The organism is Methanosarcina sp. MTP4, from assembly GCF_000970045.1.
GTDB lineage: Archaea > Halobacteriota > Methanosarcinia > Methanosarcinales > Methanosarcinaceae > MTP4.
In genome coordinates this window covers 1468712-1489211 of record NZ_CP009505.1, presented here as the reverse complement: position 1 = coordinate 1489211, position 20500 = coordinate 1468712, and the positions used below count along the sequence as shown (strand labels likewise).

At 42.3% G+C, this 20500-nt stretch carries 17 protein-coding genes, 1 tRNA gene, 1 rRNA gene and 1 pseudogene; 11 read left to right on the top strand and 9 right to left on the bottom strand.

The features are described 5' to 3' along the window. Positions 1-867 precede the first annotated feature (867 nt). The 3 genes from MSMTP_RS19030 to MSMTP_RS06280 are packed head-to-tail and all read right to left on the bottom strand — an operon-like array spanning position 868 to position 3149. Complete coding sequence (locus tag MSMTP_RS19030; RefSeq protein WP_156153704.1) at positions 868-1038, bottom strand: hypothetical protein; 171 nt, start codon at positions 1036-1038, stop codon at positions 868-870. 27 nt (positions 1039-1065) lie between these two features. Then, a complete protein-coding gene (ccsA, locus tag MSMTP_RS06285) occupies positions 1066-2127 on the bottom strand; it encodes a cytochrome c biogenesis protein CcsA (RefSeq protein ID WP_048178289.1) in 1062 nt (353 codons plus the stop codon). A gap of 26 nt (positions 2128-2153) precedes the next feature. Further along, the gene (locus MSMTP_RS06280) at positions 2154-3149 is read right to left on the bottom strand and encodes a cytochrome c-type biogenesis CcmF C-terminal domain-containing protein (protein WP_048178288.1); all 996 of its coding nucleotides are present in this window, start codon (positions 3147-3149) and stop codon (positions 2154-2156) included. Positions 3150-3568: 419 nt separating this feature from the next. Here MSMTP_RS06280 and MSMTP_RS06275 point away from each other — a divergent pair, with 419 nt between their 5' ends. The 7 genes from MSMTP_RS06275 (at position 3569) to MSMTP_RS06245 (ending at position 11110) form a co-directional block, all read left to right on the top strand. Next, positions 3569-4096 carry a CDP-2,3-bis-(O-geranylgeranyl)-sn-glycerol synthase gene (locus tag MSMTP_RS06275; protein WP_048182874.1) on the top strand — a complete coding sequence of 176 codons (528 nt, stop codon included), beginning with the start codon at positions 3569-3571 and terminating at the stop codon, positions 4094-4096. A gap of 173 nt (positions 4097-4269) precedes the next feature. Further along, on the top strand, positions 4270-4830 hold the full coding sequence (pyrE, locus tag MSMTP_RS06270) for an orotate phosphoribosyltransferase (protein WP_048178287.1): 561 nt from the start codon (positions 4270-4272) through the stop codon (positions 4828-4830). A gap of 394 nt (positions 4831-5224) precedes the next feature. Continuing rightward, positions 5225-6334, top strand: a complete 1110-nt coding sequence (locus MSMTP_RS06265; protein ID WP_048178286.1) for a transposase — start codon at positions 5225-5227, stop codon at positions 6332-6334. A gap of 582 nt (positions 6335-6916) precedes the next feature. Then, positions 6917-8227: a phosphoribosylamine--glycine ligase gene (gene purD, locus MSMTP_RS06260; protein WP_048178285.1), complete on the top strand. Its 1311-nt coding sequence runs from the start codon at positions 6917-6919 to the stop codon at positions 8225-8227. 46 nt (positions 8228-8273) lie between these two features. Further along, complete coding sequence (argF, locus tag MSMTP_RS06255) at positions 8274-9185, top strand: ornithine carbamoyltransferase (protein WP_048178284.1); 912 nt, start codon at positions 8274-8276, stop codon at positions 9183-9185. Between the two features lie 233 nt (positions 9186-9418). Continuing rightward, positions 9419-9503: transfer RNA gene (locus MSMTP_RS06250), tRNA-Leu, on the top strand. Positions 9504-9919: 416 nt separating this feature from the next. After that, positions 9920-11110 carry a hypothetical protein gene (locus tag MSMTP_RS06245; RefSeq protein WP_197076157.1) on the top strand — a complete coding sequence of 397 codons (1191 nt, stop codon included), beginning with the start codon at positions 9920-9922 and terminating at the stop codon, positions 11108-11110. Positions 11111-11209: 99 nt separating this feature from the next. Here MSMTP_RS06245 and MSMTP_RS06240 read toward each other — a convergent pair whose 3' ends face one another. Then, positions 11210-11434, bottom strand: coding sequence for an opioid growth factor receptor-related protein (locus MSMTP_RS06240; RefSeq protein ID WP_048178282.1), 225 nt, complete (start codon positions 11432-11434; stop codon positions 11210-11212). 449 nt (positions 11435-11883) lie between these two features. Between MSMTP_RS06240 and MSMTP_RS06235 the strand changes: the two genes are divergently transcribed. Continuing rightward, positions 11884-12726 (top strand): class I SAM-dependent methyltransferase, encoded by an 843-nt coding sequence (locus MSMTP_RS06235; protein ID WP_231582942.1) that lies wholly within the window; start codon positions 11884-11886, stop codon positions 12724-12726. 1083 nt (positions 12727-13809) lie between these two features. Then, complete coding sequence (locus MSMTP_RS06225; RefSeq protein ID WP_156153701.1) at positions 13810-14061, top strand: hypothetical protein; 252 nt, start codon at positions 13810-13812, stop codon at positions 14059-14061. A gap of 62 nt (positions 14062-14123) precedes the next feature. On the opposite strand, the gene MSMTP_RS06220 is transcribed toward MSMTP_RS06225, so the two are convergent. The 4 genes and pseudogenes from MSMTP_RS06220 to MSMTP_RS06205 all read right to left on the bottom strand — a co-directional run. Continuing rightward, the gene (locus tag MSMTP_RS06220; protein ID WP_048178279.1) at positions 14124-14621 is read right to left on the bottom strand and encodes a flavodoxin family protein; all 498 of its coding nucleotides are present in this window, start codon (positions 14619-14621) and stop codon (positions 14124-14126) included. A gap of 457 nt (positions 14622-15078) precedes the next feature. Then, complete coding sequence (locus MSMTP_RS06215; protein ID WP_048178278.1) at positions 15079-16935, bottom strand: monovalent cation:proton antiporter-2 (CPA2) family protein; 1857 nt, start codon at positions 16933-16935, stop codon at positions 15079-15081. A gap of 2 nt (positions 16936-16937) precedes the next feature. Beyond that, the gene (locus MSMTP_RS06210) at positions 16938-17546 is read right to left on the bottom strand and encodes an NAD(P)H-dependent oxidoreductase (protein WP_048178277.1); all 609 of its coding nucleotides are present in this window, start codon (positions 17544-17546) and stop codon (positions 16938-16940) included. Between the two features lie 339 nt (positions 17547-17885). Next, positions 17886-18149 (bottom strand): annotated as a pseudogene (locus tag MSMTP_RS06205) (DUF169 domain-containing protein); the annotation flags it as partial. A gap of 354 nt (positions 18150-18503) precedes the next feature. Here MSMTP_RS06205 and MSMTP_RS06195 point away from each other — a divergent pair. Both MSMTP_RS06195 and MSMTP_RS06190 read left to right on the top strand, forming a co-directional pair. Then, positions 18504-18956: a universal stress protein gene (locus MSMTP_RS06195; protein ID WP_048178274.1), complete on the top strand. Its 453-nt coding sequence runs from the start codon at positions 18504-18506 to the stop codon at positions 18954-18956. 109 nt (positions 18957-19065) lie between these two features. Next, positions 19066-19698: an adenosylcobinamide amidohydrolase gene (locus MSMTP_RS06190; protein WP_048178273.1), complete on the top strand. Its 633-nt coding sequence runs from the start codon at positions 19066-19068 to the stop codon at positions 19696-19698. Positions 19699-20331: 633 nt separating this feature from the next. Here MSMTP_RS06190 and rrf read toward each other — a convergent pair. After that, positions 20332-20453: ribosomal RNA gene (rrf, locus tag MSMTP_RS06185) — 5S ribosomal RNA — on the bottom strand. Between the last annotated feature and the right edge of the window lie 47 nt (positions 20454-20500).

Genomic DNA, 20500 nt, shown 5'->3' with positions numbered 1-20500 from the left:
TACTTCGACAACATGGCGTTAGCTAAAGAATATCCTGGTAATTATTATTAGACCATTAAATAACGGATTCCTGATCAGCCATTAAAAGCCAACAACACTTACCAAATTATAATACTGTAGATATTAATTCAGTAACTAACTATGTTTTGCCATTTTAAAGCAATCAAAAATCGTTTTTACAATCCAGCGGATTGTTCCCCGTTTTTAGTCCAACTAGCCGGTTATCAAAACAATTAAATTATATTTTATACAACCAGCCTTAAAGCCCCGTTTTATAGATTCATTGGACGAAACGTATAGGCTTAACAATTAAACCTGTATACGTATATAATTAGAAGGTTATTCATCTCCAACAACTAATAATGAACTCATACTATTTAAAGTTGTATATATTAAAAGGGAATTTAAAAACTTCTTTCCTTCCAGAACACATATTATTATTAAAAAAATGCCTGAAATTATTATGCATTATCATGCATAAGTTTGAATAAAAAAGTGGGGGAGTTCTTAATAAAAAAATTTTGAGCACAAGTAGTTAAGAATATGCAAGAAGACGGCAAGAATATATAGAGTATTTATATTAGCCCTCATATGCGTAAAAGATTAAGAATACTTCGTTTTTTGTCGAGTAAAATATCAATCCTGGAATTAAAATATCGGCATTTCCCTTAAACATCTGCCTTAACCTCAAGAGCATAAATCAAAAAGTCAGACCAAATATAAAAAATGAAAAAATATATAGACGACAAATACATTATTTAAATGTATATTTAAATGAACCCAAATAAAGAGATTAAGCGGAGAATGTCTCAAAAAGAGCCAGAAAAGGAAAGGAGATAGTTTCCTGCACTTCACCGAGTTCCCATTTTATCTCTTACCAATTATTCCCTTACCAATTATTCTCTTACCAATTATTCTCTTACCAATTATTCTCTTACCAATTATTCTCTTACCAATTATTCTCTTACCAATTATTCTCTTACCAATTATTCTCTTACCAATTATTCTCTTACCAATTATTCTCTTACCAATTATCACCTTAACATTTGCACTTCACCGATTTGTTCATTCCTCGCCGAAATATTTCCTGGCCAGAAGGCCTGTACTTGAAGCGATGAGTACCAGGAGGAAAAGGGCGATTACCATTCCTTCGGAGGTAAAATCCTGCCAGGAATGCACCGAGGTCCAGAGTCCGCTTCTCGTTACGAAGGTCGAGAAGATGACCAGGATAAAGGAAAGCACTGCGAGCAGAGGGAGCAAAAAGCCATATTCCCCGTGGCGGAACCGCAGGTTTGCATGCAGGTAGGCGGTTGCAGTCAGCCAGGGGATCAAAGAGGAAGTTTCCACGGGGTCCCAGCTCCAGTACCAGGCACCCCAGCCGAGCACCTCGTATGCCCAGAAACCCCCGAAACCGATCCCGAGGGTCAGGAAAAGCCAGGCAGCCCGCATCCAGGTAGAGGCAAGCTCCGGCCACCTTTTGTCACCCAGGATGAGCCCTGCAAACGCAGCCGAAAAAGGCAGGGTAAAAGCGGCATATCCCAGGAAAAGGACAGGGGGATGAATTGCCATCCAGGGGTTCCGGAGCAGAGGGTTCATTCCCTGCCCGTAGGAGACAAGGAAAGGCTCCGCAAAGGGGTTCCAGTTAGCAATTTCCGGCATTCCGGTAGCGGAAAATTGGTACATCGAAAAAGGGTTTTTCAAAACGAGGAGGACCAGGAAGACCGAGGCTACAAAAAGTGCTGTGGATCTTGTGAGAGTGTGAAGTTTCGTATCCCGGAGAGCTTTTCCACTTTCGGAGTAACGGGTAGCCGCTAGCATTATGAAAATGAAACCTGTCCAGAGCAGGAACGAACCTTCCTGCCCTGCCCAGAGTGCCGAGAACCTGTAGTACCAGACAAGGTCCGAACTGGAATGCTGGAAAACATAGCTGTATTCCGTTTTTACGTTAAGCAGGTAAGAGGTAAGCAGCAGGAGAGAGGCAACAATTCCCGCCCCGCCTGCCAGCTCAAGCTTTTCGGAAAGCATTTTGACCTTCCCGTCCTCCCTCAGGTAATACAGGAGAGAAGTCAGGAAAGCCAGTAGCCCGCAAGCACCTGCAACCCAGATAAGAATCATTCCGAAATTCATAAGAAATCACCATCAAATGCCTGCGTTTATTTCCGCCTCATTTCAGACTTTGCTTTGTTCTGATTTTTTGTCATTTTTGTCATTTTTGCCTGCCCCTCGTTTCCGGACACGCGATTTCCGGAAGACAGGGAACCCGAAACAAAAACCAGCACGATTCCAAGGACCATTATGTAAAACCCGCCCCAGAGAAAAGTCATGAAAGGCACTTTCCGGACATAGAGGTCCACGGTTTGAGTTTTTGAATCCACGGATTTAGGGGCGATGAAGAGCTCCTCAAGAAGCCCTCTGTGGATATAAGTTTCAGTATAAGACTGGCCCCATTTGAAGTCTCTTATGTATTTGACCTGCCCGTGCTCAAAGAACCTGCCCCATTTGTACACATCAAAATCTATCGTGCTCACGTAAGCAGAGCCGGCATACCCGCCATAAGGTTCCCCTTCCATGCCGGAAGAGAAGTCCGTAATACGGATGCTGTAGCCCATTGACTCAAAAGTGCTCACTTCGTCCAGGGAGATTATCGCGGAATCTTCCAGGTTCAGGTTTGTGCTGAACACGATCCCGACCAGGAGTAAAATCGCTCCGAGGTGGATGATGTGGGACCCGGTTCTCCGGAGTTTTTCCGAAAAATTGCTGCCACGGGAAGAAAGCAACTTATATACAACCGCAAAAAGAGCAGCTGAAAGGATCGGAAAAGCGACGTTAATCGGCATACTGGAGAAGGGAGAGAGCACAGCCGAAACTATCGACCCCAGCACTCCGAGCCCTACAACTACCAGTCCCTCTTTCCGGCCAGCGCTCCCAAGCATGAGACAGAAAGCCAGCACCAGCACAAGGGCAAGGGTAGGCAGAGCTGTCCGAGCATTAAAATAAGCAGCTTCCAGCAGAATTCCTTCTCCTGAAGTAACCTTCACGAGAAAAGGGGTCAAAAGCCCCATCGTGACTATGGCTGCAAGCAACACCAGAACCGAGATGGCCGCAAACATGGTGCTGCGAACTGTGAGAATTTCATCGATTTTTTTCATGGAAAAGCCTGAAAAAAGCGGATTAAAATAACAATTCAATAAAATAAAGACTATTAAACGAATAATACTTACTCAAACCAATTATTTAAACGTACCTGAAAAAGTTGAAAGCATTTTCCACATTGGGAAAGCCTGTAAATTGAAAAGTATTTCCCGCCCGGTTCCTGATACACACAAAAAAATAAAAAGGATAAAGGTATGGAAGGAAGGGAAACTCCCCTCCTCCGAAAGGGAAATGGAAGGGAACTAAGAATAGCTTATAGTATAATACCTGGTATTTAACATCAGGAACATTAAAATCCGGAAAATTGCCATCAGGAACATTAAAATCCGGTAAATTAGCACCCGGAAAACTAACAATTAGAATAAACAGCGAGTTGATACTTACGATCGAGCTGATAATCACGGCATTCTGGCTAATGATACCCGCCTACCTCCCTAACCCCTTCGCAGCCGTTTTCGGGGGTGGAAAACCTATTGACGGTGGCAGGACGTATAAGGACGGGAAAAGGATTTTAGGGGATGGGAAGACCTGGAGAGGACTCTTTTCAGGCATATTTTGCGGTTTTCTTGCAGGATGCATTGAGATCTGGCTGAGTTCGAGAGGTTTTGAGATTATGGGAATTGAAATGCCCACCTTTGGCCTTGACTACGCAAGCGCACTCACAGTCGTCCTTGCCCTTGCCTCCGGCGCCCTTTTCGGAGATATGTTCAAGAGCTTTTTCAAGCGCAGGATGGGCATGAAAAGGGGCGCGTCCCTGCCTCTTGTGGACCAGCTGGATTTTGTCGTCGGGGCCTGGGTTTTCACATACCTGGTTGATCCCGAATGGTTCGTAAGCAATTTCACCCTGGGCATAATAATAACAGTCCTTGTAATGACCCCTCTGCTCCACCTGACGACAAACATTATTGGATACATGATTGGAGTTAAGAAAGAGCCCTGGTGAAATCCGGGAAAGCACCGGGTAACACCGGAAAAAGACCTGAAAAGTCTGAAAAAATGCCTGAAAAACCCGGAAAAAATATCAGAAAAGCCCGGAAAAAACATTCACTGAAAAAAAGGATAACCCATTGCCGAAATAAAACATATTGAGATAAGGCTGCAAATATCGGTGAGACAATGAGTGAATCAAAAGCAGAAACAGGAACTGAACTTAAAGTGCAAAAAGGAGAGCTTATCGAAGCCCTCAACGCCTGCGGAGCTGTCCGCTACGGAGATTTTACGCTTGCCTCGGGAAAGAAGAGCAAGTATTATATAGACATCAAAAAGGCAAGTACGGACCCGAAAACCCTGAAGCTCATCGCAGAGCAGGCAGCCGTCCTGATAAAGGATATGGAAATCGACAGCGTTGCAGGGGTGGAACTGGGAGGTGTGCCCCTGGCAACCGCGGTTTCCCTTGAAACAGAACTTCCCCTGCTCCTGGTAAGGAAAACTACAAAGGACTACGGGACAAAGGGCAGGTTTGTAGGAGAACTCAAAGCCGGAGACAGGCTCGTCCTGCTCGAGGACGTGACAACCAGCGGAGGCTCGGTCAAAGACGCCATAAAGGTGGTCCTGGAAGCCGAAGCCCTTGTAAAATATGTGATCACGGTCGTGGACAGGGAAGAAGGAGCAAAAGAAAACCTCGCAGAACTTGGCGTGGAACTCGTCCCTCTGGTAACTGCAAGTGACCTGCTCTGAACCGATTTTCAGAATCGTTTTTTATTTCGAATTTATTCGAGGGAACGGATTGATATTCAAGGTTCCAAATTCCTTCCCCAATTTTAAGTGAAGTTTAACCACAGAAAGCACGGAAAACACGGAATAAAGGAAATAGGAGTACAATCCTTCCGTGCTTTCCGCGTCTTCCGTGGTTATAAAATAAGTGTAAATCTTCCTATCTTTTCCGTGGATGTTTTAGGAACCAGCTCTTTTTTGGTTAACGAAACCTCTTAAAACCGTCTGTATTTTTATAAAAAGAGGTTCTCAAATTAGAATTTTGACTTAAAAAACTATTCCTTTTTTCACTAACGCTGGCAGTTATCTGTTTTTTTCGATAGCGGTAGCTTTAAATAGTATAAAATTGGCCGCTCTCATGGCAAAGAAAAGTATGGTGTATAAGGGAGTCCTCTACGAGGACTCCTTCGAAAACTATCTGAGCAGAGAAAGCACATCTATTTGCCAATTTCTATACTTCCTCTGCATTGATGATATTGCAAAGCACGTCGAACGTACTTTTTATACCAACAAAAGTTGGCACTTTAAGTACAGTGTTTCTTCCATGATAAAACTCTTTGTTGTGAAATGTTTCAGGAAACTTTCGTATGATAAAACCATTTCTTCCTTAACAGAGGAAGAAGCTATCTTGCTATCATTTTTTGATGAAAATGGCCAGATAAAACTCCCTTCAGGTGGAACCCTTCATCATTTTGTGAAGTACAGACTTGGAGAAGAAGGAATCAATGAGGTGATGATGTTGCTCGGTGAAAAAATCCTCAAACTCTCCTCGGAAAAGGAAGCTAAGATCGATTCCACTCCACTTGAAGCTTCAAGATACGATAAATACGCCGATTACAATCCTCATTATGAATGCAAAATGGATAAGGCCCACATCACAATGATTGGAACCTACCCTGTTTTTATGACTCATACAAAAGGAGTTGCTGGTGATTCTCCAGAACTTATCAAGCATATTGAAACTCTAAAGAAGATGAATGCTGATGTTGAATCATATTCTGCAGATGGAGGCTATGATTCATTCCTTAATCATTCTGACATATGGTATCACCTGAATGCAAAACCAATTATTTCCTACGCATCCAATGCTGTAATTAATCAGGAAGGGGAAGAGGAACGAATCGATCATTGGGTAAACAAGATGTGGAAAATTGGCGGAGATGTCCATACACCAATGGCTATCAAGCTCAAATTCCTATATGAAAATGGAAGGGAAGAACAGGTTGGAATGTACCTGAGAAACCAAAACATTAGCGATGAATCTTTTGATGAACAGTACAAAAAGAGAGCTGAATGTGAAAAGATACATGGCCATATAAAGGATGTAGTAAAATTCGATATCCGAAGAATAAGAAATGAAAGCAAGAAGCTATATTCTCTCTTGAACCTCATAGCATATCAGCTACTTGTACTCACAGAACTCCAAAATAAAGTTAAGAGCAAAAATTCTTTTGGAAGGTACTTCTAACTTCCACAAAAGAGAGAAAATCTATTTCAGGGTAGCGGAAGCTGTGAATAAATCATGGATTTTTTGTTTAACATTTGATATTTTTGTTGTTCAAGCAACAAAAAGTGCTTGAAATGTGGTCTTTTTTGGATTAAAAAATGAAATTTTTGATATGGTTATCTTATTTTTGAGAAGTGAATCTCAAATTAGAACATCGATTTTCAGAGCTAATTTGAGATCCTTAAAAAATAAGGTCCCGACAATGAGAAGATATTTATTAGAAGAAATAGAGAATTAGGACTTCCTTAGTATACATATAATTGGAAACCATTGTTCGTTGAAATATTATTGGTAGCTTTTGTTTGGAAAAGCTCCAAAAGAAATAAAAGATCATACAGGGAAACAATTAACGATCATAAACCCCAACAATTGCAAAGCAATAATCAAAAAGCAACAATCAATAGCCCATCAAACTTAAAATCAACCGATTTACAATCAACCAATCGTTTTTCCATATTATTCACCTTTTAGACCTCACATATCATATTAGAAACAAATTTCAGACGAATCGAATAAATTTTTTTCAAATCCAGGAGAATAGAGATGAATATTTTGCTTATCGGTGGCGGTGGAAGAGAACACGCAATTGCCGAAGGAATTAAAAAAAGCAAGCGTGACCCTGCCCTTTATGCTATAATGGCAAAGAAAAACCCGGGAATTGCCGCCCTCTGTGAAGATTTCCTGCTGGAAAAGGAAACAGAGGTCGAAAAGCTCGTGGAATACGCAAGAGCCAAAAAAATAGAAATGGCATTTGTGGGCCCTGAAGCCCCTCTCGCTGCAGGCGCAGCAGATGCCCTGTGGGAAGCCGGGATTCCCGTTGTCGGACCCAGAAAAGCCTGTGCAATTATCGAGTTTGACAAAGCCTGGGCCCGGAACTTCATGAAAAAATACGGAATAGAGGGCTGCCCTGCTTACGAGGTCTTTACGGAAGCGGAAGCAGAAGCTGCCAGGGCTTTCATTGAAGAGCTCGGAGACGTTGCGGTCAAGCCGTCCGGGCTCACCGGAGGCAAAGGCGTCAAAGTAATGGGAGACCAGCTCCCGGACCTGGAAGCTGCAAAAGCCTATACCGTCGAACTCCTTGAAAAAGGGCCCGTGGTAATCGAAGAGCGCTTCATAGGAGAAGAGTTCACCCTGCAGGCCTTCGTTGACGGAAAAAACCTGGCCTTCTTCCCGGCGGTGCAGGACCACAAGCGGATTTATGAAGGCGACCTCGGCCCCAATACCGGCGGCATGGGTTCCTATACGGAAGCAGGGGAAATCCTGCCCTTCATGCTCCCGGAAGACCTTGAAAATGCAAAACAGATCATGGAAGCCACCGTAAAGGCGATTTCCGAGGAAACGGGCGCAGGGTACCAGGGTGTCCTCTACGGGCAGTTCATCCTCACGAAAAACGGGCCCAAGGTCGTAGAGTTCAATGCAAGGTTCGGAGACCCCGAAGCCATGAACGTAATCCCCCTGATCGAAACCGACTTCGTGGACATAATGTCTGCTGTGGTAAACGGCACCCTCTCCGAACTTCCCGTGGAATTCAGCAGGAAAGCCACGGTCTGCAAGTACGCAGTTCCTGCAGGCTACCCCGAAAACCCGGAAAAAGACAGTGAAGTGGTCGTCGGGAACGTGGGGGAAGCATCCGTCTACTACGCCAGCGTCTACGAAAAGGAAGGAAAGGTTTACACCACCGGTTCCCGCTCAATCGCGGTTGTAGGACGCGCGGACACTATTGAAGAAGCCGAAAAAATCGCCCAGAACGCACTTGAAAACATCCAGGGCAAACTCTTCTTCCGGAAAGACATCGGCACAGCCGCACTTATCCAGAAGAGGATCGAACACATGAAAGAGCTGAGAGGCGCATAAGCCGCCCCAATGAAACTAACCTGTAAAGAAAAGTGAGTTGATAACGATGAAGGATTTTCTTTCCATAGCTGACCTGTCCCGTGGAGAAATTCTAGAGCTCATTGAGATTGGCATAGATCTCAAGGAAAAGCGCAAAGCCGGCAAGGTAACGGAGCTTTTGAAAAACAAGAGCCTTGCCATGATCTTCGAAAAATCCTCTACAAGGACCAGGGTCTCTTTCGAGGTAGGGATGACAGACCTCGGGGGCCACGCCCTTTACCTGAACCCCAGGGATATCCAGATAGGAAGAGGCGAGACAATTGAAGACACCGCCCTCACCCTTTCACGCTACGTGCACGGGATCATTGCCCGGGTCTACAGCCACGAAACCGTGGCAAGGCTCGCAGCCTCCGCAAGCGTGCCCGTGATCAATGCCCTTTCGGACCGCGAACACCCCTGCCAGATAATCGCGGACTTCATGACCATCCAGGAATACAAGGGCAAACTCGATGGCCTGAAATTCGCCTGGATCGGGGACGGCAATAACGTCTGCAACTCCGCCATGATGGGCTGTGCCCTTGTGGGAATGGAGTTTGCCGCAGCCTGCCCGGAAGGCTTTGAACCGGACGCCGAATTCATTGAAAAAGCAAAAGCCTTCGGCGGCAAGATCACAATCACCAGAGACCCGGAAGAAGCCGCAAAAGACGCCGATGTAATCTACACCGATGTCTGGGTCTCCATGGGAGACGAAGAAGAAAAGGAAAAGCGCTTCAAAGCCTTTGAAGGCTACCAGGTCAATAACGAACTACTGGCCCTTGCAAAACCCGACGTGATGGTCGAACACTGCCTGCCCGCCCACAGAGGAGAAGAAATCTCCGCGGAAGTCATGGACGGCCCCCACTCCGCAGTCTTTGACGAAGCAGAAAACCGGTTACACGCCCACAAGGCAATCGTCCTTAAACTGATGGGCCTGGCCTGAAATTGATGAAATGAAAATTTCATCAATTTTTCAATTTCTTCAATTTTCATATACTTCCACAGGTATTCTTCCAGCCTCAAACCCTATATCCCAGGCCACAGTCAAATATTATTATCCGAAAAGCAAAAAAAATCAATGCAGGTCTCAAGCTTTCGGTACTCCGGAAGGGAATTCAAGGATAAAGTATAAGAATGATGAATCCCTCTATGGGGAGGCAACAACACTTACATTGTGCGAGGGTTGCCCAGCCAGGTCAAAGGCGCTAGGTTCAGGGCCTAGTCTTGTAGGAGTTCGTGGGTTCGAATCCCACCCCTCGCACTAAACTTTTTTTAATAGATTGATTTTCGTTTAGTTACTTTTTTCTCAATTATTCTGGTTCATTTGCTTTTTATTGAGTTCGCAAGATTCTCTCTGATGCAAAGGACTCAAGATCTGGTATTTAGGGATTTCGTGGGTTCGAATCATACCCCCCGCATTAAATTTTGGGGTAATAGGTAAGTCAAAAAAACGAACTCTTTTAATACTTAAGCAGTAGGCATGTTAAATATACAAAACTTTTTTATATGTTGCATGTATTATTAAACTCTGCAAATATGTTTGATAGTATATCCAACTTAAATGAAAAAATATTAGATATCTATATTTCTATAGAATTTTACTCTTCTAAAATACTATCATATCTTTTTGAGAATTTATCACTCATTTTACTTGTTTTAACACTCATAAGTATATATATGATATACGTTAAGAAAAAATATACAATTAAGTATGAACTCGAAGAAAATCCAGAAATAGACTTATCACCAAGATCTGTTAATAACATTATAGAGAACCTTAATTCATCGTTTAAGTTTTTTAAGTACTTTTTTTCAATATCTTGTATTATGGCTTTTTTTTACTTCATCATTATAGGCATCGCATTCTATCTTTTTGAGTACAATGGACTAAAAATAAGCGCATCCATATTGTTCACACTTCATATAATATTGTTTTTTAAAATATATTTGAGATTTTACCAGATCCAAATCAAAGAAGGACTTCAGAATAATGGATATATAACTTTGAATATTATACTAACTTCTGTAATTAAATTGATATCTCAAATTTCAAGTTTTAAGGCTTTTCCAAAAAAAACTAGAATGCTAAAAACGAGGGGGTATTTGGAAAGGTTTCCAGAAAAGAAACAAATAAAACAAGTAATCCAAATAGTTGAATTTATCCTAAATATCCCTCAATTCTTAATAATCTCTATTTTCGATTTATTTAGGACAGTTGTATTCATTTTTTTGTATATAATTATTCCAAGTTTTTTAGCAGTAAATAGTTTAACTGGTCTTTTATTGTATGAATCTATAATCATTTTGTACTATGGTACTAAATTCATATCATTGCATAGAGTTATTGTTTCAATGATGGAAAAACCGAAATTTGTAACTTTACATGCCCTAGACGGAACTATAACTGAAAATTTAATATTATATAAAACAACTTCAGTCGATTACAGATTTAAGAATTACGTGGAGGGTGACGAGGTAATTTTTCCATTCAGTTCTGTGAAAAAAATATCTCAGTGCTATATCTTTGAATTAAAGGAACTAGATAAAGTTATCAACGAAGAATTTTTGCCACTGTGCGATACAATAAATAATCAACATGGAAAAATAATTGTAGCTTCATTGCTTTTCACTAATGTTAGGAATAATTTATACCATTTATGGTACAGAAAAGCAAAAATATACATGAAGATGGGTGAACAAGACAAAACAAAAATAGCCTTAACAAATGCTGTTAAAGCCAGTAAAAATTCAACATTTCGTAGTAGAAAGAATGAAAACGTACACTCAGCATTTATTGATACTTTAATGCATGACGACGAACTGATAAATATTCGAAAAGAAAACTGGTTTACTGATCTTTTAAAGTAAACCATACTTAACAAATTAAGAACTATTTAACTGTAATATTATTCAAATTGACCTTTTTCTCTCCCCTGTATCCTCTTCTTGATACCCTGAAAAGTACTCCTAACAACCCAAAAATCTCTGTTTCTTTCTATGGATTTTAAGTACCTTCCTCATGACCTCTTCCTCATTAACAAATACTTGTACCTGCCTAACATCCAAGGGTTGATTCTCAATATTATTGGCTTCTTTCCCTATGTAGACCAAACAATCAACCTGAATATGCCTTTTCTCTAAAACCCCTATTTCCCCATCAAACTTATTTTCTAGATGTTCAACATACTGCAAAACGATTCTGCTTAGTGGTTTAAAATAATGAGATCTTCCTTAACTTCTCCAGATTCACAATCAATGTTCCGTCCAGAATACCCTGAGAGCCATTTCTTGCGGCATTGAGATTGCAAAACTTAGCGGAGCCACTGTGTCTACGCCCTCTACGTAGTAAATACACCATCTACAATTTCTGAAACATAGACTATTAGCAAAGAAATGATCTACGAAGTTTTGAGTTCGGTCGTGGAGGTCAGTCATTGAAAACCGGCTTCAGAAAAACTTTCTCCAGATATGTATTTACCAAGCTGAATATGTCTGTTTTCTCAATCATGATCAATGACTCACGGACACGGCTGCGCCATTGCCAAAAACACCATAATTAAAATCAGCGCCGTTTAGCCAACACAGAAACGGCATAATGTGATCCGACCATAGCGTTAATTTCTATCGTTTTTAGTTCCTGTATGGCAAAGACTGTCCTGGTAGTGCTTAAAAAACGCAACCATTATCAGGATACCACAACAGATTTAAGCAATTGTCTCTGTGAGGGTTTTATGGTAGATTCACCAATTTTTGAGATATTTGATGGATTGCCCAGACAGGGTCCGGGTAATAACAAGTGCACTGAAAAAGCCTTTAATTTGCTTTCTTCCCTTCCTGCAGGCAGTAAGATCCTTGACATTGGTTGCGGTGTGGGTATGCAGACAATACATCTTGCGAAGATCTGCAACGACTGTCACATCACTGCAACTGACATTTACCAGCCTTTTCTGGATAAACTGATGGAAAATGCAGTTAAAGAAGGATTTGATGACAGGATTACCACGGTTTGTGCTTCCATGGATGACCTGCCTTTTGAAGCAGGAGAATTCGACATAATCTGGGCAGAAGGCTCTATCTTTATCATTGGTTTTGAAAAAGGACTTAGCTACTGGAAACAGTTTCTGAAAGAAGGAGGTTATATGGCACTGACAGAAAGCACATGGTTCACGGATGAACCTTCTTCGGAAGTGCTTCAATTCTGGCAGGGCTGTTATCCTGATATCAAGAGCATACCTGACACTGAAAAAGTTATCATGGCAGTAGGATATGATCTCATTGACCGCTTTAAACTGCCAGCTTCTACCTGGTACGATTTTTACTCCCATCTGGAAAAAAGAGTTGATGAGATCAGTGATAACTATAAAGGAAACACCGATGCAGAAGAGATACTTAGTTTTAACAGAAAAGAGATAAAGATCTTCAGAGAATATCCGGATGAATATGGTTATACGTTCTTCATTTTACAGAAGAACACAAATAAATGACCTGTTACTGATGAACAATTAAAATCAGCGCCGTTTAGCCAGCACAGAAACGGCATAATGTGATCCGACCATAGCGTTAATTTCTATCGTTTTTAGTTCCTGTATGACAAAATACGGTGAGATAAGACCCCTTATTTCGGATTCCGAAGAGAAATACAGTGTTGTCCCAAGCTTCGTTTTTCGGAATTTACCTCCTTCGCCAAATTGTGGGTCCTTTTCAGAAAAACAAACTGAAAAGTACAGTGCTCCCGGTTTCAGAACATTATACACAGTTTTTATATGAAACTTTAATCAAAAATGAAAAGAGTCCAGAAGTTCTGAAAAGATTCTAATCCCCTGATCATTCGCCTCGAATGCAAATAAAAACAATCAGTTTTTTTCTGCTGATCTACCCTAAACCCTTAAAGAAATTAACTTCAATGTACAGCTACATACATTAGAAAAATATAACATCGACGTCATCCGGATCATTTTCGAAAAATTTATATGTCGCCGACATTTATATATACTGTTGTAATAATTAGATCGGCGGAAAATGTCAAAAACATCTCCCGATAAATGCTCTATTTTGAAAACAAAATCAGAATAGGGCTTTTTGAAACCCTATTGCAAAACAGCCCCCGGCAAAAAAAGGATTGAAACAATAAAAACGAAGGAGGAAATTATATAAAACGAGATGAATACGATTGGGATAAGGGACTTAAGCCAGACATGAAATACTATCGAGGCTGGCATTTGATAGTTCTGGTCACTCTTATACTTGTCAACGTATATATGGAAATTAAATGGCTTTTCTTTAGCTAAAAGTCGCAAAACAGCTCCCACGCAGTATATTACCAGGGTAAACTGGCACGGCCGCGCCAATTCACCATTAACAAAATAATCGAAGGAAGAGAATATAATCTCAAGGCACTGGTTGATTGGTCAGTACCAATTTATCCCTGTAGTTCAATTTTCTGACGAACTTTCATAGCTTTCATGGTTTCCATAACTTCCTGTGCTGTTTTCTCACGGTTGTAAAACAGGCAAATACAAGTTCACGACCTTCCTGAAGAACAGATATCCATTTTGATAGGGGATGCATTGAGTAGCGCTGCAAGAGTCCGGATTCTAAAAGCATTGCACGATGAAGGCAAATCATTTGCACTTTCAAAACTCACAAAACTTCGTGGTGGAAATCTCCTTTTCCATCCGGATAAATTGCAAAGCAAGGGATTGATACGCCAACGTGAAGAGCGGGGTGAATATCAAATCAGTTTGCAGGGTCATAATCTCCTCAATTCTCTACTAGAGGTTGTGAAGGTATTGGAAATTGAGAATAGTAAGCAGGATTGAAAGTCAAAATTAATCAAAGGGCAATTTAAAAAGATTTAAAAAAAGAAAACAGGAATATTTGGTCACTGGACCTTTGCCTGAATTTCCTTTGCAAATTCCTTTGCTTTCTGAACACGGGATTCATCAGGCTGTCCTTTTGTGGAAGGACCCATCTCAGCAAATGCTTTCATCTGAGGATCATCGGATTTTTCGAGCATATCAATAATAGATTGTGCAAGTTCACCCTGACATTCAAATGTACCAAGATAATTACCACTAGCTGCGATATCCTTGCAGGAACCGGTCCATGAATGTATGGCTTCAAATCCTTCAGGAACAGCATGGGTCATGAAGAATGCTATGTTCTTGCCAGCTACATTCTCTTTCACGAATTTTGAAACATTCTCAGGAATGTTGAATTGCATTACAGGGAAACCCACGAACACAAGGTCATAACCTTCAAAATTGCTTACATCTTTGATGTCTTTGATGTCCTTTTCGCCAGCAACTTCACTATAAATAGCTTCTGCGATCTTCTTTGTGTTTCCTGTCTGTGTCATATATGTTACTAATGTTTTCATGAACTCCCACCTTATAATTGATATCATAGGTAAGTTGTATACATTTATAAAGACAGGGGTTGGTTAATGTGCAGACATTAAGTTATAGTCCCGGACGTAAATATTTACACTTACTTTATAACCACGGAAGACACGGAAAGCACGGAAGGATTTCACCCTTGCTCCCTTTATTCCGTGTTTTTCCGTGCTTTCTGTGGTTAAACTTTCACTTGAGATTTGTGAAGGAATGTGGGTCCTTGACTATAGTACAGAAAAAAGGTAGAAAAAAGGTAGAAAAAAGGTAGAAAAAAGTAGAAATCAAGCATAGGCGGGCTTTGACTTAGTCCGATGTGAACTACCTCTCCCTAAAACCTTCCCACCCCCTGAAATCGGTCGCGTGAGAGTGCTGTAATTTCAGAGAGAGCCAAATGCGATTCCGGGCATAAAATCAAAGCATTCCGGATTTCCCTATGTCGAATTATGCTTCCGGGTTTGCAGCATTCCAGGCTTTGTCGATCTCTTCCATGTCCAGGTCCAAATCGAGCGTCATTAGTTCCTCAAGGTCTGCATTATGCTTCTGATACATTGATATGTAACTGTCCTCATCTTTACGGTGCATTTTGTATAATTCAGGCATCATCTCTTCGTCCTTTTTCCGAAAAATACGCATCAATCGGTGTGCTTCATAAGGATCGGTCCCGAGAAGTTGCAGGGCATCCTGACCAAGTGCCAGAGCACTGCCGAAGGTTTCCCTTCGTATCCGGGTAATTCCCAGGTCCATGAGTTCGTAGGCAGAGGAACGGTCGGAAGCACTGACTGCTATTTTGAGGTGTGGGTAGTGTTTACCTGCTAATTCAACCAGCTTTCTTGATTGGTCTATATCACCTATGGCAATTATTAAGAGTTCGGCTTCGGCAGCTCCGGCAGCTTCAAGCAGGTCGAGTCGTGTGATGTCTCCGTAATACACCTTAAATCCAAATTTTCTTAGAACATCCACATTGGCCGCATCATGATCGATAATGACCGGTTTGATACCCGCAGAAATGAGGAAACGGCCAAGGTCAGTCCCGAGACGGCCAAATCCGGCAAGAATGACCCTGTGTCCGCTACGGTCAATAGTATCCGAATCACGCCTGGCTTCTTCATCTCCCTGACCATTTGTACCGAATTTTTCATGTGCCAGGAAAAGGAGGGGAGTAAGGAACATGGAGATTGCAACTGCGGAAATAAGGGGTTCTATGGTTTGAGCTGGCAATACGCCGTTGGTCCTGGAAAACTGGAAAAGGACAAATGCGAATTCACCTCCCTGGGCAAGGGCAATAGCAAAGAGTGAACGTTCTTTTTTCGCCATTTTAAAGACGAAACCAGTACCCTCGAGGACCAGCCATTTGAAAGCCATCAGACCTGCCGCAAGTCCTGCGATCAGCGGGATATTCTCTCCGATCAGTGTAAAGTTGAGGCTGGCACCAATGGAGATGAAGAATACCCCCAGCAACAGGCCCTTAAACGGCTCTATATCACTTTCGAGTTCATGGCGGTATTCGCTGTCTGCCAGGACAACCCCGGCAAGAAAGGTTCCAAGGGCAGGAGAAAGCCCAACTGAAGTCATGAGTAATGATATGCCAACTACAAGAGCCAGGGCGGCAGCAACAAAGATCTCTCTGATTCGTGTAGCTGCAATGGTCCTGAACACTGGCCTGCTTGCAAATTTACCAATAAAGAAAATGGATAGAATTGCAAGTAGCGTAATAATAATTTGCATGTATTCCGGCAGGGAGCTGATATCAAAAAGAGCTGACTCAAGATGCCCGTCGTCATGCACGGCGATTGTTGCCAGGAAAGGTAGGACAGCAAGTATAGGAATGACTGCCAGGTCCTGGAAAAGGAGAACTGAAAAGATAGATCTTCCGGAAGAGGTATTCATCAGTCCCTTTTCCCGCAAGGTTTGCAAAACTATGGCTGTAGAGGAGAGGGAAAGAGTAAGACCGATGGCTATTGCCTGCTGCCAGGGCAGAAAGATGAGGGATATACCGGCAATGATAATACTCGACAGAACAACCTGTACTCCTCCCATTCCCAGTATAGGGGTGCGCATCTGCCAGAGCAGTGACGGTTTGAGTTCGAGGCCGACCAGGAAAAGCATCATCACTACGCCAAACTCCGTGAAATGCATGACTTCTTCAATGTCAGCAATGAGAGAGAGGCCGAAAGGTCCGATGATGATACCTGCTATAAGGTATCCGAGTACTGAGCCGAGCCCGAATTTTTTGGCAATAGGAACGGCAATGGCTGCTGCAGCCAGGAAAATAAAGAGCTGAAACAGGAAATTTTCCACTTTTACGGCCTCCTGATAATTGAGTTCAGGTCGCTGTTGAGATATTGCTCATGCCTCGCTTTCTCAAGATCCAGAGTGCCGTCCCGCAGGGCAATGATGACACGGCGATAGTCTTCTGCATAAACCTTAACTGTCTCCTCAGACAAGCCCCGGTGAATACCAAGAACGGTGAATGGAGGAAGCCAGTTCATGTTGCATAGCTTTGCCATAGCACAATAGGGTGAGGTAAGTTCTCTAATTGTAAAAGCGGTAAAACCATCTTTCTGGTAGACACTGTCATCACCGCCTGCCGTGATAGCCTGCAGGAAAATCTTTCCTTCAAGCGCCCTGCCCTGCGAACCATAGGCCCAGCCGTGTTCAAGTACCAGATCAAGCCATTCATTTATAATTGACGGAGTTGAGTACCAGTAGAACGGGTGCTGAAAAATAATGACATCGTGATCTTCACAGAGCCTTTGCTCTCTTTTGACATCGATCAGAAAATCCGGATAGTTTGCATAGAGATCATTGATGGTTACATTTTCAAGACCTTCAACAGCAGCACGAAGAGCATTATTAATCTTTGAACGTGCTCTTGCCGGATGGGCAAAATTAATGAGAATTTTTTTCATAATTTCCTCTTCCGGGTGGGTGATATTTTAGCGACCGGGACCTATTCCGAAGCTGCAAGATATGGTTTTGATTTATTCTGGCAATGAGAAAGTGGCCTGAAAAGCAGGGCCGCATCAGTTCTACCATGCAATTATCCGGAGTACATCCATCTGGAGTACATCCTGGTTCGTAACCGGATTGGTCAATTGCATCCATTTTTTATCCTTTTTTATTGAAATATTTTTATTGAAATATTTTGCCTGGATTGAGAACCCGGTGGCGGCCCCATACCGCCATTGAGCTCTCTATTAGTTAAATCCATCCAGTACATTCTTGCAGATTAAACTACGGTCCTCTTATTATTTATCTTGCACCGGATACCACGCTTCAAACAGAGGAGTTACATCCATACCCGGTTCAAAGTGGCCTATAGGATAAGCAAGGCCGGTCTCTTTCAGCGCTTTCAGTCCTTTTACCGTGCGTTCCAGCCTGTCAGCCGGCATGGCAAGCACCATTTCATCATCGTTCACCTGTCCAAAGCCTCTTTCACCCAAACAGGGCAGGCAAAGTGACAGCTTTCCGGTGGCAACACAGCGGGGCAGCGCATCCGTACAGGAGCCTTCTCCGGAAAAACTGGTTCAACAACCTCATATTTATAATATTGCAAGCCATTCATCAAAAGAGTCATCTGCCCGCCATTGGCATAGATCAAAAAGTAGTCCGGTTCAAATTATTCCTCATCCAGAGGGCTCAGTACAAGCGCTTCAATGGGGGAAGGCTCCGGATATGACTGCACTGCTTCTTTTGCTGATTCATAATCGCCAAACCAGAAGCCGTTAAAACCCCTGGCTTCACTCTCGATCTGCTCCTCATCTGCGGGCGCCAGGCCCTGAATTCTGAGACAGCGATATCAGTATAACTGAATTAATTTTTTCTGTCATCCGGTACATTATATGTAAGCAAATGGAGAACGTCATATGAAAAGTGAGCTACACCGAAACATATTGATTGCAACAGACGGGTCCGATAATACCCTGAAAGCTATTTCTTGCGGAATTGAGCTTGCAAAACTTAGCGGAGCCACTGTCTACGCCCTCTATGTAGTAGATACACCATCCACAATTTCTGAAACATGGACTCTTGGCAAAAAAATGATCTACGAAGTTATGAGAAAAGATGGAGAGAAAGCAGTATCTAAAATAAAAAAGCTTGGAGAAGCTTCAAGGGTGGAGGTAAAAGAAGTTATTTTAGACGGCTACCCGAGCAGTGAAATTATCGATTTTGCGGAAAATAACAATATTGACCTGATAGTAATGGGCACCCTTGGAAAAACCGGACTCGAGAAATTTCTGATCGGAAGCGTTGCAGAGAAAGTGTTAAGAGGATCAAAAGTTCCGGTCATGGTAGTCAGAGGTGGTGGGCAAAGCTAAAACTTTCTATCAAAAGGAAACTAACTAATTTTGCAGAAAATAATAATATAGCATATACATTCTCCGAAAATATAGAAGATACATTCTCTGAAAAAACGGAGCCCATATCATGCAATTTTACGAAAAAGACAGTACCCTCATCATAGAAGGTGATTTCGAAGCCGTGAGCACTGGCTTAAACGGCGGCCGCGCCCGGGTAAAAGACCTCTTCAACAAACAGGTCCCAAGGACCTTCAACCCCCCCGACCCGGGCAAATTCGTAGAAGAAGCCGCCCTTGAACTGGGAATCCGTGAACCTTATTTCGGCCTCCTGACCGCCGTAAACATGGAATACCTCCAGGTCATCGAAGACGATTACCTCACTGTCTTCGTAACCGCCGGCGTCAGCAACGGCTCCGAATTCAGGATAGAAAAGGTGGAAAAGGTGGAAAAGGTAGAAAAGATAGGGACTATCAACATCATTCTCATTTCCAAAGAAAAACTCTCAGAGACTGGCCTCCTTGGAGCCATCATAACGGCCACGGAAGCAAAAGGACTTGCCCTCCTGGAAAAAGGTTACACATTTTTGGGCACGAACACGGATGCCGTGATTGTTGCCTATGAAAAAGATTCGGAGAAGAATTCGGAATGTGAAGAAGGGCTGGAAATCCCCTACGCCGGTTCCAGCACGGATTTCGGGAAAAAGATAACGAAAGCGGTCATGAAAGGAGTAAAGGCGGGGCTTGAGTTGAGAGGGGAATGAACCCGGATCCAGATGAGTTCTCGGAAGAAAAAAGATAAAAATACCCACAGATTTCAATCAACTTCTAACTCAACGTATTAATTCAAATACACCTATCATGTGATCCCGATTTTCTTTTTTATTCATTCAAATATACTTTATGGAAAAAGCCGGCTGCTTCGCAGCCGGTGAGAGCGTTGGTACCCGAAAAGAGTGTCAAAAAAGGTTTTCAGGAACAACTGAAAGATAGATTACTACCTGTTTTGCCTGGATTAAATCAGTTATAAGCAGGATTGAAATTTCAATATATTTTGTAATAATGATAGGAAACAACTTACTTAGAAGTGAAGATAAAAATAATTTAAATGAAAATCGAAAATAACTTCCATAAAAGTAAAGATAAGTAACAGGGAAGATATGGCAGCGTGCCAGAGTTCCCGAAGGCTCGCGCACTTCAGTACCATAGGGAACGCGGGCAGGCTTATCTTCTCCGAGTTGCGACACGGAAGTACGCTGTCCGTTTCACTCGCTGCGCTTGCTCAAGCGGACAAAAAATTGAGAATAGGATAAATGATAAAGTAAAGAAAAGTCAAAAAACATAGTAAAAACTCTTAAAAACAAAATTTGTTAGAAAAAGGGAGTAGATTAAGGTGAATATGGCAGCGTGCCAGAGTTCCCGAAGGCTCGCGCACTTCAGTACAGTGTGGAACGCAGGCAGGCTTATCTTCTGTGTTCGGAAAGGGTACAGGAGTTGCCCTGCCGCTATGGCCGCCATACTCAACCTGTAAAATGGATTGGAAAATGTGAATGAATAGTCATGTAT

Bases quoted from the DNA above. Each gene is read 5' to 3' on its own strand.
- MSMTP_RS06235 (WP_231582942.1), top strand. From the start codon at position 11,884: ATGGCAAAGACTGTCCTGGTAGTGCTTAAAAAACGCAACCATTATCAG.
- MSMTP_RS06280 (WP_048178288.1), bottom strand. From the start codon at position 3,149: ATGAAAAAAATCGATGAAATTCTCACAGTTCGCAGCACCATGTTTGCG.
- MSMTP_RS06275 (WP_048182874.1), top strand. From the start codon at position 3,569: ATGATACCCGCCTACCTCCCTAACCCCTTCGCAGCCGTTTTCGGGGGT.
- pyrE (WP_048178287.1), top strand. From the start codon at position 4,270: ATGAGTGAATCAAAAGCAGAAACAGGAACTGAACTTAAAGTGCAAAAA.
- ccsA (WP_048178289.1), bottom strand. From the start codon at position 2,127: ATGAATTTCGGAATGATTCTTATCTGGGTTGCAGGTGCTTGCGGGCTA.
- MSMTP_RS06220 (WP_048178279.1), bottom strand. From the start codon at position 14,621: ATGAAAACATTAGTAACATATATGACACAGACAGGAAACACAAAGAAG.
- MSMTP_RS06245 (WP_197076157.1), top strand. From the start codon at position 9,920: ATGATATACGTTAAGAAAAAATATACAATTAAGTATGAACTCGAAGAA.
- purD (WP_048178285.1), top strand. From the start codon at position 6,917: ATGAATATTTTGCTTATCGGTGGCGGTGGAAGAGAACACGCAATTGCC.
- MSMTP_RS06195 (WP_048178274.1), top strand. From the start codon at position 18,504: ATGAAAAGTGAGCTACACCGAAACATATTGATTGCAACAGACGGGTCC.
- MSMTP_RS06265 (WP_048178286.1), top strand. From the start codon at position 5,225: ATGGCAAAGAAAAGTATGGTGTATAAGGGAGTCCTCTACGAGGACTCC.
- MSMTP_RS06210 (WP_048178277.1), bottom strand. From the start codon at position 17,546: ATGAAAAAAATTCTCATTAATTTTGCCCATCCGGCAAGAGCACGTTCA.
- MSMTP_RS06190 (WP_048178273.1), top strand. From the start codon at position 19,066: ATGCAATTTTACGAAAAAGACAGTACCCTCATCATAGAAGGTGATTTC.
- argF (WP_048178284.1), top strand. From the start codon at position 8,274: ATGAAGGATTTTCTTTCCATAGCTGACCTGTCCCGTGGAGAAATTCTA.